Annotated in this window: 21 protein-coding genes; 16 read left to right on the top strand and 5 right to left on the bottom strand. The window is 54.6% G+C overall.

Annotation, left to right across the window (positions count from 1 at the left end):
- Positions 1-5 precede the first annotated feature (5 nt).
- Together AC2FIP_RS17130 and AC2FIP_RS17125 are read left to right on the top strand one after the other, a co-directional pair.
- Positions 6-656 (top strand): hypothetical protein, encoded by a 651-nt coding sequence (locus AC2FIP_RS17130; protein WP_496702083.1) that lies wholly within the window; start codon positions 6-8, stop codon positions 654-656.
- A gap of 287 nt (positions 657-943) precedes the next feature.
- Entirely contained in the window at positions 944-1,252 is a 309-nt protein-coding gene (locus AC2FIP_RS17125; protein ID WP_496787426.1) for a DDE-type integrase/transposase/recombinase, read from the top strand.
- On the opposite strand, the gene AC2FIP_RS17120 is transcribed toward AC2FIP_RS17125, so the two are convergent.
- The 3 genes from AC2FIP_RS17120 to AC2FIP_RS17110 form a co-directional block, all read right to left on the bottom strand.
- Complete coding sequence (locus AC2FIP_RS17120) at positions 1,163-2,050, bottom strand: LysR family transcriptional regulator (RefSeq protein ID WP_496787396.1); 888 nt, start codon at positions 2,048-2,050, stop codon at positions 1,163-1,165. The genes AC2FIP_RS17125 and AC2FIP_RS17120 overlap by 90 nt on opposite strands.
- A gap of 459 nt (positions 2,051-2,509) precedes the next feature.
- A complete protein-coding gene (locus tag AC2FIP_RS17115) occupies positions 2,510-3,577 on the bottom strand; it encodes a ParB/RepB/Spo0J family partition protein (protein ID WP_496787394.1) in 1,068 nt (355 codons plus the stop codon).
- Positions 3,570-4,955 (bottom strand): AAA family ATPase, encoded by a 1,386-nt coding sequence (locus AC2FIP_RS17110; protein WP_496691397.1) that lies wholly within the window; start codon positions 4,953-4,955, stop codon positions 3,570-3,572. The genes AC2FIP_RS17115 and AC2FIP_RS17110 overlap by 8 nt, the downstream gene beginning before the upstream one ends.
- A 580-nt stretch (positions 4,956-5,535) precedes the next feature.
- On the opposite strand from AC2FIP_RS17110, the gene AC2FIP_RS17105 reads away from it, so the two are divergent.
- A complete protein-coding gene (locus AC2FIP_RS17105) occupies positions 5,536-6,795 on the top strand; it encodes a replication initiation protein (RefSeq protein ID WP_496787392.1) in 1,260 nt (419 codons plus the stop codon).
- Between the two features lie 38 nt (positions 6,796-6,833).
- Here AC2FIP_RS17105 and AC2FIP_RS17100 read toward each other — a convergent pair whose 3' ends face one another.
- Positions 6,834-9,140, bottom strand: a complete 2,307-nt coding sequence (locus tag AC2FIP_RS17100) for a Tex family protein (protein WP_496787390.1) — start codon at positions 9,138-9,140, stop codon at positions 6,834-6,836.
- 64 nt (positions 9,141-9,204) lie between these two features.
- Positions 9,205-10,227: an Ldh family oxidoreductase gene (locus tag AC2FIP_RS17095; protein ID WP_282021704.1), complete on the bottom strand. Its 1,023-nt coding sequence runs from the start codon at positions 10,225-10,227 to the stop codon at positions 9,205-9,207.
- A gap of 382 nt (positions 10,228-10,609) precedes the next feature.
- Between AC2FIP_RS17095 and AC2FIP_RS17090 the strand changes: the two genes are divergently transcribed.
- The 13 genes from AC2FIP_RS17090 to AC2FIP_RS17030 all read left to right on the top strand — a co-directional run bounded on the left by AC2FIP_RS17090 (position 10,610) and on the right by AC2FIP_RS17030 (position 26,775).
- Positions 10,610-11,230, top strand: coding sequence for a helix-turn-helix transcriptional regulator (locus tag AC2FIP_RS17090; RefSeq protein WP_282021703.1), 621 nt, complete (start codon positions 10,610-10,612; stop codon positions 11,228-11,230).
- Between the two features lie 210 nt (positions 11,231-11,440).
- On the top strand, positions 11,441-12,067 hold the full coding sequence (locus AC2FIP_RS17085) for a hypothetical protein (protein WP_142640307.1): 627 nt from the start codon (positions 11,441-11,443) through the stop codon (positions 12,065-12,067).
- Between the two features lie 73 nt (positions 12,068-12,140).
- On the top strand, positions 12,141-12,740 hold the full coding sequence (locus AC2FIP_RS17080; protein WP_496787387.1) for a hypothetical protein: 600 nt from the start codon (positions 12,141-12,143) through the stop codon (positions 12,738-12,740).
- A 23-nt stretch (positions 12,741-12,763) separates the two neighbouring features.
- Positions 12,764-13,357 (top strand): hypothetical protein, encoded by a 594-nt coding sequence (locus AC2FIP_RS17075; RefSeq protein ID WP_496787385.1) that lies wholly within the window; start codon positions 12,764-12,766, stop codon positions 13,355-13,357.
- A gap of 36 nt (positions 13,358-13,393) precedes the next feature.
- Positions 13,394-14,701 (top strand): hypothetical protein, encoded by a 1,308-nt coding sequence (locus tag AC2FIP_RS17070; RefSeq protein WP_496787383.1) that lies wholly within the window; start codon positions 13,394-13,396, stop codon positions 14,699-14,701.
- 41 nt (positions 14,702-14,742) lie between these two features.
- Positions 14,743-15,423 (top strand): hypothetical protein, encoded by a 681-nt coding sequence (locus AC2FIP_RS17065; RefSeq protein ID WP_496702476.1) that lies wholly within the window; start codon positions 14,743-14,745, stop codon positions 15,421-15,423.
- Between the two features lie 5 nt (positions 15,424-15,428).
- A complete protein-coding gene (locus AC2FIP_RS17060; RefSeq protein ID WP_496787381.1) occupies positions 15,429-18,725 on the top strand; it encodes a hypothetical protein in 3,297 nt (1,098 codons plus the stop codon).
- A complete protein-coding gene (locus tag AC2FIP_RS17055) occupies positions 18,722-19,360 on the top strand; it encodes a tail fiber protein (protein ID WP_496702403.1) in 639 nt (212 codons plus the stop codon). The genes AC2FIP_RS17060 and AC2FIP_RS17055 overlap by 4 nt, the downstream gene beginning before the upstream one ends.
- Positions 19,361-19,381: 21 nt before the next feature.
- Positions 19,382-20,098, top strand: coding sequence for a glycoside hydrolase family 25 protein (locus AC2FIP_RS17050; RefSeq protein WP_496787379.1), 717 nt, complete (start codon positions 19,382-19,384; stop codon positions 20,096-20,098).
- A gap of 305 nt (positions 20,099-20,403) precedes the next feature.
- Entirely contained in the window at positions 20,404-21,303 is a 900-nt protein-coding gene (locus AC2FIP_RS17045; RefSeq protein ID WP_496787377.1) for a type IV pili methyl-accepting chemotaxis transducer N-terminal domain-containing protein, read from the top strand.
- Positions 21,304-21,519: 216 nt separating this feature from the next.
- On the top strand, positions 21,520-23,133 hold the full coding sequence (locus AC2FIP_RS17040) for a phosphate ABC transporter substrate-binding/OmpA family protein (protein WP_496702397.1): 1,614 nt from the start codon (positions 21,520-21,522) through the stop codon (positions 23,131-23,133).
- An 82-nt stretch (positions 23,134-23,215) separates the two neighbouring features.
- Positions 23,216-24,853: a phosphate ABC transporter substrate-binding/OmpA family protein gene (locus AC2FIP_RS17035; RefSeq protein ID WP_496787376.1), complete on the top strand. Its 1,638-nt coding sequence runs from the start codon at positions 23,216-23,218 to the stop codon at positions 24,851-24,853.
- A 101-nt stretch (positions 24,854-24,954) separates the two neighbouring features.
- Positions 24,955-26,775 carry a serine/threonine protein kinase gene (locus AC2FIP_RS17030; RefSeq protein WP_496787374.1) on the top strand — a complete coding sequence of 607 codons (1,821 nt, stop codon included), beginning with the start codon at positions 24,955-24,957 and terminating at the stop codon, positions 26,773-26,775.
- Positions 26,776-26,839 lie beyond the last annotated feature (64 nt).

Raw genomic sequence — 26,839 nt, 5'->3', positions numbered from 1 at the left:
CAACAATGACAGCCCTTTGGTGGGCTGTCATTTTTTCTGGACTCTACCACGGTATCAACCCTGGCATGGGTTGGCCGCTGGCCGTTTCGGCGGCGTTGATGGAGCGAAAGCACAGCGCCCTGCCAAAAGCGCTGGCAATGCTGGCCACGGGGCATTTCCTCGCGATGATTGGCATCTTGTTGCCATTCTCACTGATGATGTTCCTTGTTCAGTGGGAGGTTCAAATCCGCGTGGTCGCCGGGCTTTTGGTTATCGCCATGGGCCTCTATCTGCTGATCAACCGAAGACATCCGAAAATTCTGGCGCGCGTGCACCCTGCCCGGTTGGCGCTCTGGTCATTCCTCGCTGCGATGGCGCATGGGGCTGGTTTGATGCTGGTGCCGATTTTTCTGGGCATCTGTGCGATTGGAGCGAACGAAACCGGTCATGCCGCAGCACAAACACTTATGAGCAGCAACGTGACGACTGCGTTTCTTGTTGCAGCAGTACACACGTTGTCGATGACAATTGCTGGCGGCACCATCGCAGTTGTGATCTACCTTTGGCTGGGGCTCAGGTTCCTCTCAAAGACATGGTTCAATCTTGATGTCGTTTGGGCACTCAGCCTCATCGCCGTCGGAGCATTCGGACTCTATGCAGCACTTTTTGGCCATTGAAATCGGTCACCCGACCAAATGGCACCTGTTCACGAGCTGGCAGAAACCCGCAATCCCGGCAGTTAATCTTTCAACGCATCTTAGTGGCACCTGAAGCACCGCGTTGCCGATTTAGTCAAGTGGAATTTCTCCTGCAGGCTCTGCCGCAAACTTTTCAACTTGATTGCCTGGAATAACCCCGACCGGCATGATGCGTGAGTCAATCAGCAGATTGGGTGGTGAAATTCTCGCCCCAGGTCAAGATTGAGACGCATAAACGTAAGCGCCCTGGTGCAGTTTCATGGCGCATGGACGAAACCTATCTCAAAGTGCGCGGCCATTGGATGTATAGGTATCGGGCGGTTGATCGCGACGGCGAAACCCTTGATTTTATGCCGTCTGAAAGTCGCGATACCGCGGCGGCCAAGCAATTCTTCGCGGAGGCATTGGCCAACAAAGGCATTCCGTTGCAGATCGTGGTCGACAAAACCGTCCCTCTCGCTGCAAAATCTGTTTTCATCCCAAGATCAAGCATCTTCTTTAAACTGCTTACGCAACCAGTCCACAAAGATCTCGACCTCTGGTCGTACAGCTTTTTTGGAAACAGGTTGCATTAGGAAATGTGCATCCGGGTGTGGCAACGGTTTGCCGGCAAATCGAACGCCCGAGGCGAGCCCATTTTCGGTATTAACCAGTCGCGAGAACACTAGGGCATAGCCACCGCCACTCGCGACAAGTTGCAGCGCCGAAATGGTTGTGTCTACCAGGTATTGCGGGGCGTCTTGCGGCTTGGTGCAGTCATATGCGCTCAAGTATCGTTCCCAATGGCCTTCATGGCCTAATATGTGAACAAATGGACCAGACAGCAGATCCTGCACTTGCTTTGAACTGTTCTTCCGGCCTTTGGCGCATATCGGGACGATCGCTTCATCAGAGAGTTTCTCGGAGAGTGCGTCGGTCCAGTTGCCACGACCCAAGCGCAGCTCTACGTCGATCTCTTCTAAATTGGTGGTCTCTGTCCAGATATTTGTCACAAGGCGAAGATTTATCGTCGGGTGGTCTTTCTTGAACGACGGAAGACGGGGCGCAAGCCAAAGTGAAGCGGTCGATATCGGCGCCTTGATCGTAACTGTCTTCGTCGCCATCGACCCGAAAAGGTTTGCCGAGGCCATATCGATATCAGCAAGCGCCTGCCGGACAGTTGAGCAATAAGCCTGACCAAGCTCTGTGAGAGACAGGTGTCTTGCGCGCCTCACAAATAACTTGTGCTGCAACTGCTGTTCCAATGATCGGATGTGCAGGCTGACGGCAGCCTGCGTCAGCCCCAATTCGACGCTTGCACTGGTAAAATTCAGATGTCGGGCCGCGGCTTCAAAGCTACGCAGCCAGGTTAGACTTATCTGGTTGGACGGCATTTACCACCAAGAAAAATTTGCGATAGCTCGGTTTATTTATCAATTTTCTTTTATCAGCAAGTTCCCAAATAGGGTCTGGTTTTGTTCTTTCACTCGACCAAGAGATGCGGACATGACTGAAAAACATAAATCAGCAGGTAATTGGCCCATCAATCTACTTTAGGAACCGACAGTTCTATCTGCGGTTTCGCAGATGAAACCGGTGATCAGCCGTGACCAAAGCGGGTTCGAGAGCTGCTGTTCTTGGCGTTGCAATGTAACCGTTTAACTTAGCGACATCAGCATTTACCCAAATTCCTCTAGCGAGCACCTCCAAAGGATCTTGAATTCATAATGATCATTTATTCCACATTTTGATCATTACCTTGACAGTAGTAGAATTCGCCTCTGCGAACCAATCCAGTCAGCTCTTTGATTTGTTTGGCGACGAGACCGACCTATCCCGGTCTCGCCACAGGACTAACCCAGATGGTTGCCAATCTGGTCGATCAGTTTTTGAGCCTCATCAACTGAAATTTCCCGCCCGCGTATCCTGAGGCGGAGTTCCCCAGATGTCACCTCGGCCTGAATTGTGCCACCTGTAGGAAGGGCAACCGGTGTCAAGCGTTGCACCTGCTGCGGGCGCCCGCCGCGCGATTTAGCATTTTTCGCGTCCGGCACGCCCTTGATTGCAGCTTCAAGCAGACCCCATTCGGATTTGGAATCCAACGGGCCGGCGCCAGCCAATGCCTGACGCAATCTGGTTTGTGCCCCGTCCCGCAATGCCGAAGCAAGCTTGAGCCCGGCCTTTTCTGACAACGACACGGGATGCTGCAGCAAATCCCCCAACGCTTCATGCACCATAGCAAAGCTACGGACCTTGGACCGTTTGGCTTTGGACGCTGCAGCAAAGAGCACATCGACAGCGGCCTCGGTTGAAGCAAAAACCCCCTGCCCCGCCGCAAGAACCGCGACGCGCCCGCGTTCATAAGGGCTGAGGTTAGAGCGCAGCTCATTCTCTTCCACCATCGAGACGTAAGCGCCCTGCCCTGTTCCAGCCTCACGGACAAATGCAGGAATCTCGGTGAACCGAGCATCACTTTGGGACAGCCGTTTGAAGGCTTCCAGACGCCGATAGCCCGAGATCAGGCCAAAACTGTCACCGATCCGGCTCACCTCGATTGGCGTTCTCAAGCCGTGAACGCGCAGCGATTCCAACAGTTCCGCCATGGCTTCTTCGTCTTCAACCATCCGGTCACGGCGGATAAAATCCGGATCAATCTGATCCAGCGATATTTTTTCCGCAATCAAACCGGCGGTCTGTGCATCGCGCCAACGGGCTGCATCACCTTGGTCCTGGGCCAAAGCGACCCTGTCTGTCACGGACGCCATGCCACCCAAAGTGGCGGCCTCAGCCGCAACCTGAGCTATCGGAGGTGCGGACGAGCTTGCTTCAAACGGGCTGATCGACGGTTTCGCGGCGAAACCCGCTTCAAGCTGTTCGAGCTCTGTTGTGTCCGGTGCGGTCAGTCTTCTGCGTTTAGCCATCTGCCTCTCCTCCCATCTGAGCGTCGCGCCACCAGCAACCGATCAGGACTTCTTTGAATTCTGCGTAAGTCCGATCAAACGTTTCCCGACCCCGAACATACGTATCCCGGTTAAAATCACGGTAGTCGGCTTCGTAGATCCCATTCACCTGCTCACCAGCCTGCCCGACCAAAGCAGTATAGTCCTGCCGGTAGGCATTCATGAAATCCCCGAAATAGGCCTGAATTACGTTCGCCATGTCTGTTTGCTGACTGGCATCAAACCGGGTGATGATTGCGCGTACAACATCCCATTCGAACTTGAGCTCAGGCAAGCCAGCTGCACGCTGTGCCGTGTTTTCACCATCCTCGATACTGGCGAAGGTAGTATAGAGCATGTCGAAGAACCGACCCGTTGAATCAAACTCCAAAAACGAAGCTCCAAGCGGAACCAGAAGGATATCCGCAGCGGCCAGTGCATTGATCGTAAGGTACCCAAGTGCAGGAGGCGTATCGAGAAAGACGATGTCATAATCGTTGAGGATACCTTCATCCTCGAGGAAATTGGTCAGGCCGTCCCACAAAGGCCAACTTCTCAACCCCATCCTCCACACTGGGATCTGGAACTCGGCCCAGTAAAGGTTCAACTGCGCACCTATCAGATCAATATTTGGCCAATGGGTGTTCTGAATTACATCGCCAGGGGTCGTTTTAAGCGCCTCTTGCAAGGTCTCATCCAATGGAATTTCAGGTTGACCCGCCGCATTGCGCACGCGGTTTTCCTCCTGCACCGCCCGAGCATAGTCCTTCGCGATCAAGGGGAACACAGTTTGCCATTCATCTGCGACGGACCCGCCAAGGATCGACGTCATGGATCCTTGGCTGTCGAGGTCGATTACCAGAACTTTGTACCCGTCCAAGGCGGCGGACATGGCCAGATGGGCGGCGGTCGAGGTTTTTCCAACACCACCTTTGAAATTTGCAACGGAAACAACCTTTGCCGGAAGCCCTTCAGGCCGGTAGGGAAGATACTCCTTCGTGCTGACGCCTTCAGCCGCAAAATGCTGGCGCAAGGTCAGGACCTCTTCCAAAGTGAACCATTTTGAACCGGCTTCTCCTTCGCCTTGAGGAAGATCAGGATGTGCTTTGAGGACACGGCGGAGATGCGCAGGTGCAACCGGAATTAGGTACTTAGTTATTTCCCAAATTGAAAACCTACGCAGCCGCTTTTCCCCATCAGGAGCATAACCTCGGCGAGCAAGATCCTCACGGCCTTTGGCGCAGAATGCCGCTGCTTTTGCGAATCGAGAGGTTCCTATAGGATCAGGTAACTTCCCGGCCGCTGTTGCGGGATCAAGATTCAGATATGGCGGTAGCGGAGGTTGGTTTGATTTGTTCACTGTCGTTGCCTCAGAAGATGTTCGCCTTAGCGGCGTATATTTAGGAATGTAGCGAACATTATCTTCTAAAGCTATCCTGCGATCGGAAGTTTTCCACAGTTTTTGCGCGCAAGGCTGGGTTTCGCCACGAAACTCTAGAAAAATGAGAGAGCACGCCAACAAAGAGTTTATTATTTATAGAGTCTTTAAGAGATTTAGATTAAGAATATGATAATTATAACAACAAGTTAGATCACCTTAGGGACCCATTTACAGTCCCAAGGGCATCCGATTCCGGGATCAAAGGTGCCCAGATACGGGACCAAGAGAACCATTCGACAGGAACAAGGGCACCGATTCGCAGGAACGTGGATCTTCGACGCTATTAGACACTTACAAAGCCGTTTCTAGTACGTTCGATCCTGTCTGAGTCGTTCTTATGACGGGCTCGCGATGATGGGTCTGGGGATAAGTTTCGGTATATCTGTTTAGGGTACCCGTTTTCGGGATGAGCCAGATCCTGTATTTGGGCACCTAATAGAAGTTGATTGATAGGTACCTTTCATGGCAGAAATGCAAAAAAGAGCAGTCAGGCAGAATCATGCCGGAAACACAAATAGACATGGATCACCTATCCGGAGCCTTGCGAAGGGAAACGGTGAAAAAGAACGTCGCCGCGATTCATATCAGCGGTAAGTTGACATTGCTTCAGCGAAAGCTGTCGAATGTCCTGCTTCTCAATGCCTATGATGCGCTGACATCTGCACAGACCCATACCATCGATGCACGAACTCTGGCGATGATGGTCGGCTATAACTCGAACGATTTTGATACCTTGCGTGCAAGCCTGCGCGCCCTGGCCGAGACTGTCGCTGAATGGGACATGTTGGATGAGCAGGGGCGTCAGGAATGGGGTGTTTCCTCTCTGCTGAGTTTTGCCAAGCTCAAGAATGGTGTTTGTGAATATGCCTACTCACCGGCGCTGGCGCAGAAGCTGTATGATCCCAAAATCTATGCGCTGATCAACGTTCAGATTCAGCGCAACTTTTGTTCTGGGCACGGATTGGCACTGTATGAAAACTGCTATCGCTTTGTCCGCATCGGGTCGACAGGTTGGTGGGCCTTGGACGTTTTTCGAAAGCTCATGGGTGTAGATGGCAGCGACTATTATACCAGCTTTAAACATCTCAACGCTAAGATCATCAAGCCGGCGGTTGCCGAGGTGAACAAAAGCTCGGACATTCTGATCGAACCCGAGTTCCAAAAGAAAGGCCGGACGGTCACTGATATTCGCTTTCGGATTAAGGGAAACCCGCAAAAGGCGATGTTCGAAATTGATGACAGCGACGGTGCTCGGAATATGCAGGTGTACACGAAGCTACGTGATCAAGGGGTCTCGGACCGTTTGGCCCGACAGTGGATTTCCGAACATGGTGAAGACTACGTCGCGCAGAAACTTGATTACGTAAGGCAAAAGGGCGGAGTGAAATCCACATTGGGCTATCTGTCGGCCGCATTGCGCGATGACTATCAGCCACCTGAACCGGAACAGCCAGCGAAGCCCAGCCCCGAAGCACTGGTAGAAGCGCAGGCGAGGCAGGCCCAAGTGGCGGTTGAAGACAAAGCCTATGCCGAACGGGTAGCCGAGCGGGAGGAGCGGGCGCGGAAACTCTCGATCGTAGAAGAGCTGGTTTCGCGGCGAAACCCGACACAGAGGGACGCAGATAAAAGACTGTTTCTTGCCGGTCTAGACAACGACCTGGACCGCGAGCATTTCCGAGCGCATGCGTGGCGCTCGGGGCTGAATGCAACCGCAATCTTCGAATTCTGGCAAGAGCTAGAGCCAGACGCTTTCGACTGATCGCGGTAAGGGTAGGGGGGTGCACACCCTGTAGCAGATTATTGTTTTTTGAACGCAGATTTCAGTGCATCTGCAAGTGCTCCCTGCTGCGCATTATTGCCGTTTTTTGCGCGTTGTGATTCTTTTTGTTTTGTATGGCTTTGCCGCGTTTGGTCGCTGCTTTGAACGCGCTTTTGCCGGGTTTCAATGCCACCATCCTTGCGCATCGTCAGACCGATGCGTTTTCGCGGCGCATCCACCTCGACGACCCGTACCTTAACTACCTGGCCGGTTTTGACGACATCATGGGGATCTTTGACAAACCGATCTGCCAGTTGGCTGATATGCACCAACCCGTCCTGATGAACACCGATATCAACAAAAGCGCCGAATGCCGCGACATTGGTAACTGTGCCCTCCAGGGTCATTCCAGGTTTCAAATCGCTGATCTCTTCCACGCCATCAGTGAACGAGGCAGTTTTGAAATGTGGCCGGGGATCACGACCGGGTTTTTCAAGCTCGGAGAATATGTCCTGAACCGTGGGCAGGCCAAAACTGTCGTTAACAAACTGTTCGGCGCGCAGGCCTTTCAGGGCACCTTCATTCCCCAGGATTTGCCGAATATCCCGCCCACATGCGGCGACAACGCGTCGGGCCACGGAATAAGCCTCGGGGTGCACGGAAGACGCATCAAGGGGCTCGGCCCCATCGCGTATTCTCAAAAAGCCTGCGCATTGTTCGAACGCGCGGGGACCAAGGCGCGCCACCTTCAGCAACTCTGAACGAGATTGAAAGGCACCATTCATGTCGCGGTGCAACACGATGGATTCTGCCAGCCCCGGGCCCAACCCGGACACATGCGACAGCAATGGGGCAGAAGCAGTATTCAGATCAACGCCAACGGCGTTCACAACGTCTTCAATGACAGATGCCAATGATTGCGAAAGCTTATATTGATCCACATCGTGCTGATATTGCCCGACCCCGATGGATTTGGGTTCGATCTTGACCAGTTCCGCCAAGGGGTCCTGTAAACGACGGGCGATTGAAACTGCGCCCCTAAGGGAAACATCCAGGTCCGGGAACTCTCGGGCGGCCAGTTCGGATGCGGAATAGACCGATGCTCCGGCTTCCGAGACCACGACTTTGGTGGGAGGAGTGACGGTTTTGGGCAAATCTCCGAGCGTGTCGCCGACCAGCTTTTCGGTTTCGCGGCTGGCTGTTCCGTTGCCGATTGCAACAAGCTCTATGCCGTGCTGGGCGATCAGGCGCAGGATTGTGGCCTGCGCGCCTCGAAGGTCATTCTTGGGTTGGAACGGGTAAATTGTTTCAGTTGCAACCACTTTGCCAGTTGCATCGACAACCGCTGCTTTGACACCTGTTCGTATTCCAGGGTCCAGCCCCAAGGTTGGGCGGGCGCCAGCTGGCGCAGAGAAAAGTAAGTCTTTAAGATTGCGAGAGAAAACAGAAATTGCCTCGTCCTGGGCACGGCTGCGGAGGTCGGCCATCAGGTCAACCATCATCGTCAGCGAGAGCTTTACTCTCCAGGTCCAACCGGCCACCTTGCGTAACCAAGTATCGGCAGTTGAATCCGTGCGGGTTAGCAGATGTGATGCGACGATCGCTTCCGCCCGAGCAGCGCCGGTCTCGGGGTCCGGCGCGATGTCCAATGTCACGATGCCCTCTTTTGACGCGCGAAGCATCGCCAAAGCCCGATGAGACGGCGTTTTGGCCCACAGCTCGGAATGGTCGAAATAGTCACTGAATTTCGCGCCATCCTGTTGTTTGCCATCAATCACCTTCGAGGTCAGCAGCGCCTCGCGCTGCATGAAGCTGCGCAGTTCGCCTAACAGGGTGGCGTTTTCGGTTAGTCGTTCGGTGACAATGTCGCGGGCACCGTTCAGGGCATCCTTGCTGGTCGGAACAGCCTCGGACAGGTAGGATTGGGCAAGGGTATCGGGATCGACAGACCGGTCTGCAAGAATTGCGTCAGCCAGAGGTTCCAACCCGTTCTCGCGTGCGATCATTGCCTTGGTGCGCCGCTTGGGTTTGTAGGGAAGGTAGATGTCTTCCAGCTGTGCTTTGGTGTCAGCCAGCGCAATGGATTTTGCAAGATCGTCTGTCAGCTTGCCCTGATCCTTGATCGAATTCAGGATAGTTGCGCGCCGGGCGTCCAATTCGCGCAGATAGGTCAGGCGTTCTGACAGGGTGCGCAGCTGGGTATCGTCCAAACCGCCTGTCGCTTCTTTGCGGTAGCGCGCAACAAAGGGCACAGTCGCGCCTTCGTCCAACAATTTTACTGCGGCCCCTACCTGATCGGGTCGGGCGTTGATCTCGGTGGCGATGGTGCGGGCGATGCGGTCCAATGGGGCCTCCTGACAGTCGTTCGGAGAGACTTCTTAGCCAGCTGCTTTGCTGAGGGGAAGGGGGCTAAATCTGTTGGGCCAACTCTTGCAGATCGTCATAGAGGGTTTTGGCAATCTCTACATATCCGCGTTCCGTGTTACGGGCCCGGGCGGCAAACCGGCGTTGGGATGGCAGGCGCGCGCCCTGATCGGTGATGTCAGCGAACAGGCGTTCTGCCCTTGCATCGTTCGGGTCTATGCGGCCACCGCTGAAATGCCCCGGATCGAAGGCCAGAAGGATTTCACCATGATAGGGGGCGCCGCCTGAGTTGCCGGCAAACTCCATGCTTTCCAGGCTGGTCAGGTCGTCGATCAGCGGACCGGCCAAGAGTTCGATCATAATGGACAGCGCCGAACCCTTGTAGCTGCCGAAGGTCAACATCGCACCCTCCATCGCAGCCTGCGGATCGTTGGTTGGGTTGCCGTCCTTATCGATTGCTACGCCATCGGGCAGGGGCTTGCCTGCGCGGCGATAGAGTTCGATTTCGCCACGGGCAAAGGCGCTTGTTGCGAAGTCAAAGGTGAAGGGATCCTTGCCCTGTCGCGGCCAGCTGAAGGCCAGCGGGTTGGTGCCCAATGAACCGCGGGTGCCGCCGGCAGGGGCAACCCAGGAATGGCTTGGTACCATCGCCATCGCCGCAAGGCCGGCAGCAGATAGCCGCTCCACTTCGGGCCAGAGGGCAGAGAAATGAAAACAGCGATTGATGGCCATGGCTGCAATACCATGGGTTCGGGTTTTCTCGATCAGAATTGGAAGTGCCTCATGAAATGCCAGCAGGGACATACCTCCGCGAGCATCGACCCGAACGATGGCGTTATCCGATTGGGTAATGGCTGGCGAGACATTTCCGTCAATCTTGCCTGCCTTCATGGTGTCATTGCACATGAACAGTCGGAACAGGCCGTGCGACTGGCAATCATCAATCTGACAGGTGACCAGCATATCCGCGATGGCCGCTGCATGGTCCGGCCCGTATCCGGATCCGGACAGGATGTTCAGGCTTAGGTTTCGTATTTCATCCAGTGTCAGATTGACCGCTTCGCTCATCTGCCATGTCTCCCATTGCGTTGGCAGAAGAAGGCATAGCTTGGTCTGACTGGCAAGGAGAACCCTTGGCAATTTGCCATTCATTTATGGTTAATGCCGTATTGGATTGGTCTAATAATGCAATATGTGAATAAGTTAACAGAAGTTCCCAGGCCTTTTGTACTCAATCAAAAGTTGTGGTGGCGGCTCAGCGACTCAAGTTGATTTTTCAGATCAGCAGAGGTCGCACTCTGCGTGGCGCCCTACAAAATTTTCAGAAGTTTTTTGGATGGGGAATTTTATGCATAGTCCTTATGATCGTGACCGAGTGATCTGCTTGGAGTTTACACCGCGCCTTTTGTCCGAATTTCGCAGCATAGTTGAAAGGTCTATGGGATACCGCGTGTCGAACGATGCAGAAAGCACAGGCATTTCTTACCATGAAAAAGCAATCGTTGTACGTCAGTGCCTGAAGCGTTTTGTGCCGGCCAATGCCCCAAAACCTGCCGGGTCGCATAAGCGCCAGCACAGTTTTGCACTGATCAACCTGGGTTTGTCGACGGCACGTGCCGAAGTATATTCGCAAGGATACAGCGACTATATTGCCTATCCATTTGTCACCAGCGAAATCCAGCACAGATTCAGTGCGGCGCAAGCATTGATGAAACAGGATGTCTCTGCCGAGTACTTTTCAAAAGATACGTTGGTCAATGCTGCTTGTAATTTCCTTTCTACCGAGCCCGAATTTGCCGGCGGCATTGACGCCTTGGCGCAAGTGGTCGGGTCAAACCGGAACACCTTGTCCAAGCGGTTCAAGGAAGAGTTCGGTGTTGGCCCCATGGCTTGGTTTCGGCGCTACAGGTTGAACTATGCAGCGGCCCTGGTTCTTGAGGGGCAGCACAGCATTCAGGACATCGCCTTCAAGGTTGGCTACGAGGATGCGAATAACTTTTCGACCGCGTTCAAACGGGAATTCGACGTCTCGCCGTCGGAGTATCGGCGCTATCGCAATTCGATGAATTAAGCCTCACCCAAAACACGTCCTGGATGAGCATGCTCCTGCGCGCGCGAGGCTGGCCAAAATGTGCACCGGTTACCGCGGGCAGGGGTCTAACAGTGCAAAGATCAAAGGAAATGATGATTCCTGCAAAGATCGAATTACAGAGTTCTCAGCTAGCATTGATTCACGATTTCGTCGTTCTCGACAAGAACCGCTAATGGAAGGAATCTGAAATTGGTTACCGAAAATATTCAACTCAGATTGGTCAATCACTCGGATGATGCCAATAATTCATCGATCGTTATTTTCCAGCAAAACGTGGCCGAAGATTTCGGCGAACTCGCTATCGCGTGGAAAGTCATCAAAAACCTGGGGCGTCTGGATTATCACCCCTTCAAATACCCGCTGAAGTTTCAGGTTTCGGCCTCGGACAGCTATGGGAACTATACGCCGCAGATGACGGCCTATGACGGTCAGGCCTATGAAATGGTCAAAGACACCAGCGGGGATATCTTGCGCCTGGCCAAAACCCCGGCAACGTCGCCGAATGAGGTCGAGCTGCGCAACAATCTGACCATGGGATCGATCAACGCGAATATCTATCGCGAAGGCAAACTTCTGGCCGCCAAGACCAACCTTGCGCCGGGGCAGAAGGGCGTCTTTCAGTTCCACCCGACAATCTATATCGGCGTGGTGTCGCAGATCGAAGAGGGCCAGGTCATGGACTCGGCGATCATCAGTCAGATCAACACCGAGATCAATCTGTTCGGCATCCAAAGCGCTGATATCGTGATGTCGGGCGGCGGGCCTGGCAAAAACTCAACCCCCTTCGATTTCCAGCTGGCAAACATCAATGCGTAAACGCGCCCTGCGGCGAGTCACGCGCCGCAGGATGCACACCGCTTGACGGAGCTATGGAAAGAGGAGGTGTGTCATGACCAAAACTGCCGACACAACAATCGCCCTAAAACGCAAACGGTCTGAGGGCGACGAAGACAGCGATCAGAAGGCTGCCGCTGATACCCCGACGCCGGTAAAGCCCGCGAATCCCAAAAAGCCGGATTCGAAACCCAAGGATGACGCGGACAAGAAAGACAGTTTGAAGCCCATCAAACAGGTTTGGCAATCTGGTGATTTCCATAAGACCGGGCGCAACAAGCCCCCCTATAACGGGCTTCAGATTTCGGTCCAGTACAAGGTGGACGATGCCGGGAAATTTGAGGACGTGGCCGTCACCTTCACGGATTTCACATATTCCAAGGACGGGGTTTCATCCAAAATTCAGGCTCTTGCGGTCAGTGATGGCTGGGTTGAAGTTCCCAAACCGGCCAAACCCAAGTCCAGCAGTGATACCAAGGCGTCAACGTCCAAGGGCGATAAGGGCAAAACAGATTTCACAGTGGTCGGCCACGTCAAAATCAGTGGCGAGCCGGATGGAAAGTTCTTGAGGTTGCGTCTGAAATCCGGCCTGGAGCCGGGGTTTCAACAGCTTGGTTTTATCATGAGGCTGTCGCCGCCGCCGTCGAGTTCATAACACAGATTCGTCAGGGTGGCGCGATGACAACCCAACTCGTATTTGAGAACCGATCATTAAACCCCAATGTGCGCAGGGTTGGCCTGTTCTGGGACTGTTTGGATCACGACCAGCACATCAGGCCGTTAACCTGGCAGGTTGTTCTGCAATGCCCGTATCGCTGGTACCGAAGCTTTCAGATTGACCTGACCCTGTCGGTCAGGTTCGTCACCCGCGAGGGCAATATCTCGCCCGATGTTCTGGTGGATCGCAAAGTTGTCTGTGGCGAGGCAACGATCGAACCCCGGCGCAAAGGCGACGGGATTGACCTGACCATCACGGTTCCAAAAGGGCATCGGTTGCACAAGGTGCAGGTCGTGCGCTGTGGCTATCCCCTGACCGAAGCCCGCCTGCCTTTACAGGGAAAATGTGTCGTCAGGGCTCCGGACCGGCTGAACTTTGCGGCCGATATGACAACGCGGCAGGGTTTTCGGATCGACCGCCGGGAAATAGGTCCGGGTGTGGCCAGTTTTGATCTGCACCAGATCCAGGCAATGCGCGTCGCCATGTTCGGCGGCACGCCGGGTCCGAAATCCGATCCAATCAATTTTGTTGGTTACGACATTCAATATTCATGACGCCCCAAGCGGGCGAAACTTTGGAGGAGTGAATTGATGGCTTACAGACGTACATCCGGAATCCTGACCAACGGCGGTGCTGACCCCAAGCTTGAGGCGGACTATATTGTTGCCGCCGCCATCGTAGGTCATTCGATCGAACAGATCCGCGCCAATGTCGATGTGCAGTTTTCAATGGAACCTTCTGACGAGATGCCCAGGCCCGACAAATGGTCCCGCGAATGGGATCAGCTTCAGCAAGCCGCCCAGAAAATCGGACAGCTGGCCGCTTTGGAAATCGACATGCAGGGCCATTCGGTCAGGGCAGGGACGGCCGTCGATCATAAAACCGGCGCTGTGATCGTTGGGGTTTATGGTTTGGCCGGGCATGAGCCTCCGACCGAGGGCGATATCCGCCACCCCGAACACCACCTCAGTGACAAGGGGCAGGTGCTATATGATGAGATCAAGCAAAGGGATCGCGACCCCGCTTATCAGTATATCGGGCTGGGGGCCTATACCGGGTTTGTCGATAACGGAAATGTCGAAGGCGACACCGATCCGGTCGGTCCGATGCCAAGCGCGCGGTTCCATATCCCTGATCTGGATGCGGGCGATCATGACGACAATATTTTCGAGGGATGGTACCCTCGGTGGTTGCCGCCCGAGGATTCTGCCCTGTGGAACCCGCGCGTTCGTCGCGATACCCATGAACATGACTGCGTTGGTTGGGGCATCATTGGCGGCGATCTGGCGCAGGATGCTCCAAAGGAAGGGGAACCCGATCACGGGGCGACAAACCGGTCAGACCAGATCACCAATATCATGCGCTTTGATCAGGGTATGAATTTCGTCGATGAAAGCGGGGACGAAGGCGTTAAGGGCTATACCCACGGTATGATCCAGGCGATCTATAAGGCCTATCATCTGGGCCCGCATTGCACGCCTTATGAAATTACGGTTGGTGACTGTACCACCAAGCTGGCCTCGTGTTTTGGCTGTACGATGTTCATGACCGCCAATGGCTATCCGCCCACCTCGACCCATCTGGGGCGCGCCGAAAGCTGGGTGCCACTTTACGAGCCGTACAAGCCGTCGACCTCACCTAAAACCGAGCGGATCGTGATCAACGACCTGAACGCCAGCTTTGCTGCCTATTGCGACAAGGTTCTGCGTACTGGGATGCGCGCGCTGAGCGTCGACAATATCGCGGGTGCCTATGACCACTGCCCGGCTGCGCTGGAGCATGTTCTGGGCGGGCATTATTCTGCGGATAACCGGGTTGCGGTCTCTCTGTTTCTGGATGCCCTGACTGTTCATGACCGCGAGCTGAGCCGCGTCCGTCGCGTATTGGGTTTGGACTAAGTCACCAACAGCCCGAATTAACATATCGGAGGAGAAGACACATGGCCTTTCAGGTTTATGCACTCGTACATACCCGCTCTGGTCGGTTTCTGATGTTTCGTCGACCTATCTTGACCTTTTTCCAGCGCGGAAATGGGGGTCAAATTTTCCCCGAAGGTCAGAAACTGCAGGGCGGCGGGCGCTATGCTCTGCCATATGCTCAGGTTGATCCTGAAATCGCGATTGAGCTTTGGGAGGATGATAATTTCATTGCCGAAGCCGGGCAGCAAATTCTGATTGATTGTTGCGGTGCGCTGATCGAGTTTCTTCCCCCAGAAGCGGCAGACAAGGGGCCTTTTTCAATCGAGGGTGAGCATGAGATATTGCTCGCCCCGGCGACCGAAGTCGTGACCCGTTTCGACGAAGATGGCACGCGATCCGCGGTTTATTTCGCCGAAGTGTCCGACGCGGATCTAGACCGCATTCGCGACTATATGGTTGAGGTGTTGGCCGAGGCTCGCGCGGCGATGTTGGCCGTGATTCAAGACAACCTGTATGAATACACCGAGATCGAGGCCTTCTTTCCGCATGCGCCTTTTGACAATATCCATACCGGTGTTGATGTCTGGCAACTCGACATCGAGCGTCTGGAAATCAGTGGCTTGAAATCCAGCAAGCTGACCAAGGGTTCACTGCAGGCGATCAGCGAGCTTGAGGTCGTGTTGGCGGTGGAAGACGCTTAACGGGCATGACCAGCCAGGACCCCAAACTCATTTGGATGGATGCGCCGTTCGAGGATCTGCGTAACCAGTTGGTGGCCAATTTCGAAACCCATCCGCATGGTGCCGATCCCCCGGAATTCGTGACCGTCCAGTTCTTTTTCACCAAAACACCGGGCAAGGCCGTGCGCGGCCCTGTTCTGAGGTACAAGGAAAGAACGCCGCTGAATGTGCTGTTCGAAACCGGTGAGCGGTTGACCGGTACCCTGACCTGGCAAAGCGGGTTGAGTACACCGTTGTCTCAGCAGGTCCTTGGGGCATTGGCTCTGCAAGAACCCGAGACCGGTCGTGTCTGGCGCTTTCAGGGTTTCATGTCTGAATTTGGCAAGCCAAGCCATATTCCATCGCCCGATTCCGGGGCAGGGGGCGGGGCCGATGATGGCGGGAACTCTGGCACCGGGCAAAACGGTTCAGGCGGACATGACGGGCATGACCCAGATCAGCCAAGCCACAATCACGCCGGAGATGGCAGTGATCCCTTCAGCGATGATCCAGATTCCGAAGGGCTGAGCCCGATCACCCAAGGGGCCAACCTGCGCTGGGATGAGCTGTTCCCCTTCATCTATATGAAACACTGGCCGTCGATAGCGCCGGGCGCGCTGGATGCGGGTTTCATGGAGGTTCCGCAAAAGATCCTGGTGAACAGCGTGTTCCTGCAAAGCCTTGTTTCAAAATCCCGGGACAGGTCAGGGCAGGAGGCTTTGGCGGTTACTTACGTGGATCCAAGCTCGAACACCGACAAAACACCAGGTGGGGATAGTTCGCCCAATCCGGCATCGGATGCGGGGCAATCCGGCAAGGCTCAGCCTGCGGCTGAACCGAACAAACCCAAAGGGTACATCTCCTCGATTGAAACGCTTGGCCCGCCATTCAGTTCTTACCCTGAACTGTGGCCGGCTCTGCGAGAGCTGCCGGAATTTTCGCTGGCCCAGATCACAGATCTGATCAAGGCCCGTCTGGGCGGATGGGCCGCATTCAAGGTTCTGGCAAATGCACCGGATGCGCAAAAGGAACTGGCCCGCATCTGGGAAAGCATTATTGCGCTGAACCTTCTGGCTGGCTGGCAAAAAGACGAACTTGCAGTTCTGATTCAGGTGTTGACTACCCATCACGTTCTGACCCGTGCGTTGGCTGCAACCGAAGGAGGGCAGGCCAGTTTGATGACCGATCCGGTCACCGGGCAACAGATCAAAGCTTGGATGCATGCGACGCTGGTTTTGCCTGGCTCCATATTCGAGCCGAAAAAGCCTGCGCCGGTTGCGGCAAAGGATACAGATCATCAGATCCCTTTGAAATTGACAAAGCCCGGCTGGGTGCGCGCCTATTCATACGGGCTTGCCCGTTCGATCCGGTATCAGCCACTTGGGTATGAATTGGGCGACGTGCAGCGTATCGAAAATGTCTTGCGCGGTGAAATGCGCGAGACGCGAAACCGGAGGTTGCAGCGCCGCGAAAGCCATGAGGCACATTCCGATGTGACCACCAAAATTGCACGGCGGGACGAGGATACCTCGGTCTCGGACCTAATCAACCAGGTGCAAAAGACGTTGGCCGACCATGTCTCGACCACGCATGTCAACTCCTACGACACCCAGTACGGAATGCCGACAGATGGCAATAAGATGAGTGTTACCGGGAATTGGTGGGTGCAAGAGCAGCCCGCCGGGGGCTTTGCGAAAAACGACCTGAAATTCGCCCGCGATATCGTCGAGAAAACGGTGCGAAACCTGTCGCGCGAAATGCGCCATACGCGCGAGGTATCCGAAGTTGAAGAAACCGAATACTCGGATGTGACTCGCTTTGACAATCGGCGGAACGGCACGGATATCCGCGGCATCTATCGCTGGGTGAACAGAAGCTTCCGCCTGCGCACGAAAAGCCTGGGCGAGGTTCTGATTTTTGAGATCATGGTCCCCAGCCCGGGCGAGAATCTGGTCAGGCACATCCGCCGGTCCTGGCAGCTTGATCTGCGCCCACCGAAATCGCCAGCTGAGTTCGGGATTGCCGGGTTTCAGAATCTGACGGACACGGCAGGCTCGACTGACGATGGCAAGGTTTTTTACCTTGATGCCTTTCAGGAATTCGGGGTGGAGGCGACCCGCATGGCGCCGCCATCCCAGCTTGTGGTGAGCCAAACGGTGCAAAGCCACACGCCAGTGGCAGAAGGCGCCCTGTTGATCCCAGGCGGCTTTGAGCCGATCAGTGCAACAGCCTCGGTGATGAGTGTCGGAACCCCCGCAGAAACCCATGTCATCGTCGGGTCGGTCGCCCTGCAACCTCAGCAAGCGGGGGGCAAATCCGCCCCGCCCGGTTCAAACGGCCATGCGGACAAGTCACCGCAGCCACTGCGCCTGCCTGTCAGCCAAGCCTCGGGCGCGCAGGTGCTGAGCGCCCAGCTGGATAAAGGGTTCGGAACCGGAACCTCTCCGGCGGATGAAGGCCATCCGCTTGGGTTCACCATTCTGTGCAGCCTCAAGCAAACCGCAGCCACACAATCGTCCGAGCCCAACTCTCCGCCGGATATGCCGGTTCCCGATCCTGCACCAATGCATCTGCAATCCGAATTGACCGGTTTCTTTGCGGCAACTCTTGAAGTGACGTGCCAACGGTCGGCGCAGACTTATTCCGATTGGCAATTCGAAACCTATAGGCTGATCAAGGAAGCGTATGCGCGGCAGCTAGAGGGATACCGTCGCAAACTGGAACAACAGGTGGCTGCGATTGAGGCTCAGAACCCTGCGTTCCTGAACAAGGCGGTGACGACGGAAATCCTTTCAGCGGCCCAGGAGCAAATCTTGACCCTCAGCGGGTCCGAGAAAGATGCCGTGGCCCCGGATTATGCCAAGCCGCGTATCCGGCACTATCTGCAACAAACGGTCGGGTGGTCCGACATCGCCACATTCATGGATATCGAGGACGAAGTCAGCGATCTGACAGGCGACCCCGCGGATCTTGCCCTGCGCGAGACCGTACCCGACCTGCGGTTCCGAGATTTTCTGCGCGCAGACCGTGTGCGCATTCTGGCACCGGTCGACAGAAAGCACGCGCGCAGTTTCCTGTATTTCCTGCGCACCGGTCGGATCTGGTCGGATGCAGACCATCTTGCCCCTTGCTTGCCCGAAGACGCCGAGATTGTGGCCCGGATTAAATCGGAACATACACAAGACGATGAAGGCAATGCGCAATCCTGGACGGTTCAGGTGCCCACGCATATGTGCATGCTGAGTGCGGATAGTGATCTGCCAGGTCAGGTGGATTCAGAATGAGACCGCCAGGCTTTCCGACCCCGCCCCGACCAAATGCTCCTGGCGGACCGCTTGAGCCGCAACAAGGCTGGGGTCCGTCTCCGGGCCGGGTATTGGGGATGCCGGTTGGCGCGGTGATCGCTTTTTCCGGGGAGCTTCTGGGACAATCCAAAAAGCTGGCGGGCGGGACCACTGATCTGCAACATTATGGCTGGAAGGTTTGCGACGGCTCACCTCTGTTGATTTCCGCTTATCCGGAATTGTTTGCCGCCATCGGATATCTGTTTGGTAAAGGCAAGGACGGAGAGTTTCGACTGCCTGATTACCAGGGCTATTTTCTGCGCGGCGTCGACCCCGGCGGGAAAGTCGATAAGGATCAGGACCAGAGGTACCGAACCGACAAAAAGAACCAGAAATATGCCGGGGTAGGGTCGCTGCAACTGTCTGCGCTCCAGCAACACCAACATGTGCTGGAACAAAGCGACAGCACGGTTTCAAACGGAGTGTTAGGCCCGGAACCGGTTATCGCCCCCACACCCCAATCCAATTCGGGCAACGTCGTTAAAGGGTCGGCCCTGACCAGCGAGACCGAGACCCGCGCAATCAACATCTCGGTCTATTGGCTGATCAAATGTCGGTTGGATGCGGTGTTATGACAGATAGAAAAGGCCGATCTGATGGCATGTAGGCTGGGCAGAATTGTAAGGTCGTTTCGCAAACCATCGGGTCAGATTCCCAAAGCGGCGCCAGATAAGGCGCAGGCAAAAGGGATAGATGTCAGTGATCATCAGCGGGATATCAACTGGCCGCAAGTCGCAGCCTCGGGTGTTTCTTTTGCGCTGATAAAGGCGACCGAAAGCGTCAGCATCAAGGATGCGTATTTTCAGCCAAATGTACTGGGCGCGAATGAGGTGGGTATCCTGTGCGGCGCCTACCACCTGCTTCACATCAGCCACCCGGCCAAGCCACAGGTCACGAATTTTGTCGATGCAGTGCAGGCTGTTCTTTCGAAAGGCCCGGTTGGAAAACCCGGCCTTCTGCACCTGCCATTTACACTCGATCTTGAAGGCGTCCCGACGGCACAGGGGGCGACCTATCGAAGCCTCGCGCTGGAATGGCTTACCAGCGTTCAGAGGGCTTTCGGAACGGTTCCGATGGTATATGCCAATCTGAACACCTGGGAGACCGAGCTGACCTCGGGTTTCGGGAACTACCCGGTCTGGCTGGCAGAATACGCAGCCAGACCCGCACCGAATGCTCCGCAATGGGAGTTTTGGCAGCACTCTACGAACGAGCGAGTGTTCGGTATTGCCCCAGAGGTTGATTTGGACGTGTATTGCGGATCGGTTCAGCAACTGAAGGCGCAGTACGGGGTGCAAAGTCGAAACTTATAATTGTCACAGTTCGATTCACCAAAATGTTCAGTTGCTAACTTGGGCAAACCCAAAAAACCGTAGTGCAACTCTGCAAAGGATTTGTGTGATCCCGGTTGGTTAGGATTGTTTTTGACCTGTCGTATGCGTCGAACAAAATGGCCCATCTACCTTATGAATCACCAGTTCTGGCTCGGTTTGGGTGACGTGGCGTAAGTCCCGAAATCAACACAATTTGATCTTGGGCGTTCCACATTGCCACCTGAAAGAAGAGGTCACGTTCGAATGTGGTGGGTTAAATGTGAACAGGGGTAAGGTTAACTGCAATGAGAATGAATCGACGAGTCTTCGTTAACTGCGCATCAGTCGCGACAGTTGCGACATTATTGCCAGTGGGGGGAAATGCACTGGCAATGGCCGCAGGTCAGGTAGCACACCGTATACTGGCCGCGGATAAGCTGAGTTTCCTCACAGAGAAGGTCGCCAAAGCCGTTGTGCTTTTGAGCCTCGGTGCTGAGGTGGAAAAAGATCTTGCAGAGCTGCAACATGCTCATGATGAGTTCGACAACATCCTTTTGGGGTTCCGCGAAGGCAAAGGGTCTTCGGGTGTGGATCGCGAAAGGTTTGTATCCGTCAACAATGCTCTGAAAGAGGTAGAGACGCTTTGGGCGCCCTATCGTACAGCAGTTGAAGAAATCATCGCGGCCGGGTCGGTTGATGACGAACATCTTCATATGATTGTCGACAATGACGAGGTTCTGGAAAAGGCCTGTCACCATGTTGTTCGCAAGCTGGAAGAAGCTTACGGGGACGTGGACATTGATCTGGCGCTTGCGATTGCGCTGGACTTTGCGGGTCGCCAACGAATGCTGACGCAGAAAATCTGCAAAGAGATCGCTCTGGCTGCCACAGGCAAAGACACTGTTGAGCACCACGAGAAGTTCAAAAAGAACGCCAAGAAGTTTGGTAAGATCGTGGATGTGCTGATCGAAGGTGGTAGCAGTTCGATAACAATCGCCAAACCGCCAAGCAAAGCTGCGCGTGAAGCATTGACCGAAGTGCAGACGCATTGGATCAAGTTGCAGCCCGTCGTCGAACAGCTGGACGGTGCTGATGTTCCGAATGTCGCGGATGTAACCCATTTCTGCGCCGAGATGGACGTTCTGGAAATCGAAGCCGAAAGGGCCGCGCTTCTGTACGAAGAGGCCATCAAGCTCGATTCCTGATCACCATCAGGGGCTTGGGCAACGCCTGGGCCTGAGTTCGGGGATATTCGCAATCCAAGGCATTGCAATCACCGAGAAACTGTAAATCGCGCGATTTGGCTCATTCACCTCTGCAACGCATATCCACAAACCGCAGTGCAGCCACATTCGCGTCTTTTGATGCACAAAAACATGCATCAAAAAAACACCAAATGAGTGCTAACTCGAGGAGTTAAGATGTTAAATTCGACATTCCAGCGGCTGTTCGCCGCCTCTGTAATCACAGGTTGTATCACCACAGGTTCACTCGCGCAAGAGGTGCGTCTGGTCGGGAAAGACAGCAATATCGATGTTATTGGCAATCTTTTGTCGTCGAAAGACGGGAAATATCTGGTCGAAACCGATATTGGCGAGTTTGTGATCAACCAAGATCTTGTGACCTGTGAGGGCGAAGCCTGTCCGACCGAGCAGACATACGTCTATGATCTTGAGATTTCCGCACCGGACGAAATCGCCGAAGTTCTGGTTCCGATTATTGCCGAGGGCTATGCCGCGGTCGCGTTGGAAGCCGAAGCCCAGCTGTATGACGAAAACGGTGAACCGGTTGATACCGAGACTGTCGATGTGGGCGACCACAAGTTTGGCGAAGAACATGACTTTGCCTTGGTGCTGAGCGATCTGGAAGGCGACGACGTTGCCACGTTCGGCATTCATACGGCGAATGGTGCGCGCTTGTTCGAGCGGATGGCCAAGAAAGACGCGTCGATCATCTTCTCGGAAACACCGGCCGGTAAAGCGGATCGTTCAATCGTATCCGAAGGCGGCGGTGGAAATCTGCGCGATTTCGACCAGGAACGCGTCATTGCCGTGGACGGATTTGCGATGATCGTGAACCCTTTGAACCAGATCCCTGATCTGAGCGTTAAGCAGGCGCGCGATATCATGTCCGGCGACATCACAAACTGGTCCGAGGTTGGCGGGTCCGATGCACCCATTCACGTGTATTCCTTCGACCCTGACACCGAGGCTTATCACCACATTGAAAAGCTTCTGTTCAAAAAGTCGGACAAATCTCTGACAACTGAATCCAGTATCGTCCATGACAGAACCGAATTGACGACCGCGATCATGGAAGATGTCGCTGGCTTTGGTATCGTGAACTATGCGGCCAAGCGCTCGGCGCGCGCTGTTCCGCTGCGCACAACCTGCGGGATCATTCAGGACCCGAGCACCTTTAACCTCAAGACCGAAGAATACTATCTGCAGGAACGGGTTGTGGTCTACAACCGCGCGGATATCGACGGCTATGCGCGTGAATTGGTTGATTTTCTGGACACTGACGGGCTGGATGGACTGGTTGCAAAGGCTGGATATATCGACCTGTCGATCACAGCGGACAGTCAGGAGCGAGCTTCTGAACGGCTGGCGGCCGAGCTTGAAGAAGGTGAAAATGAATACGAGGCCGAACTGGTCGAGAGCCTTCTGAAAAACATGAATACCCATGATCGTCTTTCGACAACGTTCCGTTTTGCGCCCGGCTCTAAGCGTTTTGACAACAAGGCCGAGCGGGATTTGGCACGGATGATCAAATACCTGGGTGAGAGCAAACCAACCGAGGTCGTTATCGTTGGGTTTACAGATAACAAAGGCCCCTTTGACTCGAACCTGCTGATTTCGCAGGAGCGCGCCGAAGCCGCATTGGATCATCTGATCGAAGTGGCAACGGGTGGCGAGCTTGAAGGCATAACGCTGAAGGCATCCGGATACGGCGAGCTGGAACCCGTGGCCTGCAATGACAGCCCGCGTGGCCGCGCAATCAACCGCCGTGTTGAAGTGTGGATCAAAGAATAATCACATGATTGGAAGCCGCGGCCATTGTGCTGCGGCTTCCGCGTCACGCGTTAAAATTTATCCGGGGTTTTAGACGAGTATGATGAGTTTGTCCAAATACGCAGCTGCAGCAGGCTTTGTGGTCATTGCTTCTTCGGGGCACGCGCAGGATGTCACGCTGACCGCGAAAAACGGGTCCAGGTCGGTGACAGGTGAGCTGGTAGATATCCAGCCAGGGAAATTCATTGTCCGTTCCAATGTTGGTGTGCTTTCTCTGAACACGTCTGAATTTCTTTGTCAGGGTTCAGGCTGCCCGAAAAGTTTGCCTTCGGATACCGACATGGTGGTTTCTGGCGCAGGAGGTCTGGCGGATATCCTCCTTCCTCTTGTCGTAGATGGGTTTGCCTCCGAACGGGAACTGTTCTCGGACACTTTTGATCTGCAGGGTGTACCACTGGGAGAGCAGCACGGATTTGACACAGATGCCGGCAAGGTTTCGACGATCGAAGGACGAAAGGCCTTTGATATCCTGATCACCGATGACTCGGCTGAACCAGTTCACAATATCCTTGTCAAAGAAGCGACCGGGCAGGACTTGTTCGAGTCTCTCATTGCCGGTCAGAGCGATTTGATTATCAGCGAGGAGCCGGTTTCAGCTGAAATGTACCGAAAGGCCAGGAAGAGTGGTCTTGGCGATCTTACAGCTTTGCAGCAAGAGCATGTGCTGGCGGTTGATGGCTATACGGCTTCGGTCAATCCTGCAAATGGCACGAAGGCTCTGACGGTTGATCAGATTTCGCAGATATTGTCCGGTGAAATTACCAACTGGAAACAGCTCGGCGGGCCAGATCAAAATATCAACGTCTACTCGCTGCCCAAATCCTCTGGGGCGTTTCACCGAATTGAGGGTTTGATCCTGTCTCCATTTGGGCGTGAGTTGTCCCCCGGTGCCGAAATCGTAAATTCTGATCGCGCACTTTCCCGTGCAATCGAATCCGACCGGTATGGCTTTGGTGTCATGCGGTATTCTACGATCCGCGATGCGAGGGCGGTGCCTCTGCTCAGCGAATGTGGCATTGTCCATCTGCCAAACCAGTTTTCGATGAAAACCGAAGAATATGGGCTACAAAATCGGGTGACCGCCTATAACGGTCGCGATTCCGGAAGCTTTACCACAGCCTTGGTGTCCTTTTTGGATAGTCCTGAAATTGACGGGCTGGTTTCAAAGTCCGGGGTCACAAGCTTGTCTGTTGTCGAACAGGAAGAGGATGCAAAGTTCGAACAGCTGAAGGCGAGCATCGAAGCCATGGCGGCTTCGGCAAATTCGGCTGAGATACGGTCCTATGTTGCGGAAAAATTAGCGACCAGGCGCCTTTCAACGACGTTCCGTTTTGCGCCCAGCTCGTCCAGCCTGGACAACAAGGCGAAGCGGGATATCGCCCGAATTGCTGAATATATCCGGGATGTCGAACCCTATAAAATCGTTTTGGCCGGTTTTGCCGATGCCGGCGGCAGCTTTGGCAAAAACCGTCAGCTTTCGTTGGCGCGCGCCAAAAAGGTGCTTCAAGAGCTGAACAAAACCATCGAACCAAATGGCACTTTGGTCGAGGTGCGTGGTTACGGGGAAATGGCCCCGGTCGCGTGCAACACCAACTCGATTGGCCGTGCCAAAAACCGTCGTGTCGAAGTTTGGAGCGAACTAGAACGGCCCTATGCCGAAGTAACCGCATGGGGAGAGTAAAGCATCATCCCCAGGTTCCTGACACCACTTTTGTACAGATTTTGTGAGCAACAATCGGCCGGCACCGGAACCAGCTGACCAAGGTAGGGTAAATATTTCCAATGGTACAACCAGTCCACTCAAACGAACATTTCCCGGACGAACTCGCTCCGGGCACCCGGCTATTGGCCGGCCAATACACGATTATTCGATTTCTCAACAGCGGCGGTTTTGGCATCACCTACTTGGCCAAAGACAGCCTTGAGCGCACGGTCGTGATCAAAGAGTGCTTTCCCGAGGCAATCTGCAGACGGAGTCAAACGGCCGTTCGTCCCCGTTCACAGTCTCATACGTCTTCCTATGAGGCACTTGTCAGGTCGTTCGAAACAGAAGCGCGCAATCAGTCGAAGCTTGTGCATCCGAACATCGCGGGTGTGCACCAGGTGTTCCGGGACAACGAAACCGCCTATATGGCGATCGATTTCATCGAAGGAAAAGACCTTCTGGATACGATCGAAGAGCGCGGCATCCTACCTCAGGAAGAAGTGAAAAACCTGCTGCGCACCACGCTCAAGGCGATTGGATTCATACACAGTAAGGGCATGCTTCACCGGGATATCTCCCCGGATAATATCTTGATCGACAAGGATGGCGAGCCCGTGGTGATCGACTTTGGTGCCGCGCGCGAAAGTGCAGCTAAATCCGACCGGGCCATGTCGATGTTGCGTGTCGTCAAAGAAGGGTATTCACCGCAGGAGTTCTATCTGCAGGGCGGTGAGCAGGATCAATCCAGCGACCTTTATGCTTTGGCAGCTACGTTTTACCATGTCATCAAAGGGTCCGCTCCGCAGGATAGCCAAACCCGTCTTGCTGCCTTGGCCCAGAACGGAACGGATTGTTACGATCCACTAGAAGGCGCCGTAGAAGGTTATCGCCCCGCTTTCCTCAGGGCGATAGACCGCGCTCTCAGCATCCCACCCGAAGACAGATTCAAGTCCGTGCAGGAATGGCAGGACGCGATGGAAGAAAAGATGCCGATCGAAGCAAAGCCCGTTTTGGAATCTGCTGTCGAATTCAACGATACGGTCTCAGTCAACAAGAAGCCATCGCGTGGTCGGTCGGGTCCCATTGCCCTGGTCGCGCTTATCGCCATCGGACTGGTCGGAGGCGCCGGCTATTATTTCAGTCAGGGTGGAGAATCCGGGCAGGGTGAAACGATGGTCGCTGAAACCAATGCGCCAGTAGTCGCCGAACAGGCCAAAGAAACTGTGGTTGCGATGGCGGTCGAGGCCACGCCTGCCGCTGTCGAGCCCGTGGCAGAAGTTGAAACTCCGGCCCCGGCTTCGCCCGGCGTAAATTGGATCAGTTGGACTGGCCCCGCCGTTGATTTGCCTTTCACGACTGTCACAACAGCGCAGCCACAGGGAAGCTTTTCCATGGTCACACTTGTGCGCTCTGATCTTGATCAAGCGGCAACGGAATGGCTGAAATCCGGAACAATCATTTATGTGGTAAATGGCAATCTGGTAGTGGATGACGCCTCAATTATTCGTGCGATCCAGTCCAGTCAGACCGCATCGGATAGCGGTCAAATATCTGTGGACATGCGGATTAGAACCGACGCGGACAGTCCGGTTACCGAACAGACCTTAAACGTCCAGATCGGACATGTGGTCGAACTGGCCAATGGCACTCAGTTCATTACCGTCAGTCAGGGAAATGGGAAGTGGATCACCAAGGTTCTGCGCGCACCATCATCCGTCGTGCCTGTCCGCGTCGGCGACATTGTTGTGTCCGAAGCCGCTTCGCAAATCGCGGTTGAAGGTGAAAACGACATAGCGCGCGTATTTGAGGAACTGACCAAAAATGGTGTGGAACTTGCGCAGCTGACAATTGCCCGAGATGGAGAGTTGCAGGCTGTGGATCTGCCGCTCAATCCCTGATGCCTTCATGACCTGTGGTATCGGGTGGTGCCTGATCCGCCAGTAGCGGTCGCATTGGAGCTTT

It is taken from the genome of Ruegeria sp. CDSB114, assembly GCF_059611025.1.
Note: the sequence above shows the minus strand (reverse complement) of the source record. Positions and strands in the feature narration are given on the sequence as shown.

Bases quoted from the DNA above. Each gene is read 5' to 3' on its own strand.
- AC2FIP_RS17130 (WP_496702083.1), top strand. From the start codon at position 6: ATGACAGCCCTTTGGTGGGCTGTCATTTTTTCTGGACTCTACCACGGT.
- AC2FIP_RS17125 (WP_496787426.1), top strand. From the start codon at position 944: ATGGACGAAACCTATCTCAAAGTGCGCGGCCATTGGATGTATAGGTAT.
- AC2FIP_RS17120 (WP_496787396.1), bottom strand. From the start codon at position 2,050: ATGCCGTCCAACCAGATAAGTCTAACCTGGCTGCGTAGCTTTGAAGCC.
- AC2FIP_RS17115 (WP_496787394.1), bottom strand. From the start codon at position 3,577: ATGGCTAAACGCAGAAGACTGACCGCACCGGACACAACAGAGCTCGAA.
- AC2FIP_RS17105 (WP_496787392.1), top strand. From the start codon at position 5,536: ATGCCGGAAACACAAATAGACATGGATCACCTATCCGGAGCCTTGCGA.
- AC2FIP_RS17095 (WP_282021704.1), bottom strand. From the start codon at position 10,227: ATGAGCGAAGCGGTCAATCTGACACTGGATGAAATACGAAACCTAAGC.
- AC2FIP_RS17080 (WP_496787387.1), top strand. From the start codon at position 12,141: ATGACCAAAACTGCCGACACAACAATCGCCCTAAAACGCAAACGGTCT.
- AC2FIP_RS17075 (WP_496787385.1), top strand. From the start codon at position 12,764: ATGACAACCCAACTCGTATTTGAGAACCGATCATTAAACCCCAATGTG.
- AC2FIP_RS17070 (WP_496787383.1), top strand. From the start codon at position 13,394: ATGGCTTACAGACGTACATCCGGAATCCTGACCAACGGCGGTGCTGAC.
- AC2FIP_RS17065 (WP_496702476.1), top strand. From the start codon at position 14,743: ATGGCCTTTCAGGTTTATGCACTCGTACATACCCGCTCTGGTCGGTTT.
- AC2FIP_RS17060 (WP_496787381.1), top strand. From the start codon at position 15,429: ATGACCAGCCAGGACCCCAAACTCATTTGGATGGATGCGCCGTTCGAG.
- AC2FIP_RS17055 (WP_496702403.1), top strand. From the start codon at position 18,722: ATGAGACCGCCAGGCTTTCCGACCCCGCCCCGACCAAATGCTCCTGGC.
- AC2FIP_RS17050 (WP_496787379.1), top strand. From the start codon at position 19,382: ATGGCATGTAGGCTGGGCAGAATTGTAAGGTCGTTTCGCAAACCATCG.
- AC2FIP_RS17045 (WP_496787377.1), top strand. From the start codon at position 20,404: ATGAGAATGAATCGACGAGTCTTCGTTAACTGCGCATCAGTCGCGACA.
- AC2FIP_RS17040 (WP_496702397.1), top strand. From the start codon at position 21,520: ATGTTAAATTCGACATTCCAGCGGCTGTTCGCCGCCTCTGTAATCACA.
- AC2FIP_RS17035 (WP_496787376.1), top strand. From the start codon at position 23,216: ATGAGTTTGTCCAAATACGCAGCTGCAGCAGGCTTTGTGGTCATTGCT.
- AC2FIP_RS17030 (WP_496787374.1), top strand. From the start codon at position 24,955: ATGGTACAACCAGTCCACTCAAACGAACATTTCCCGGACGAACTCGCT.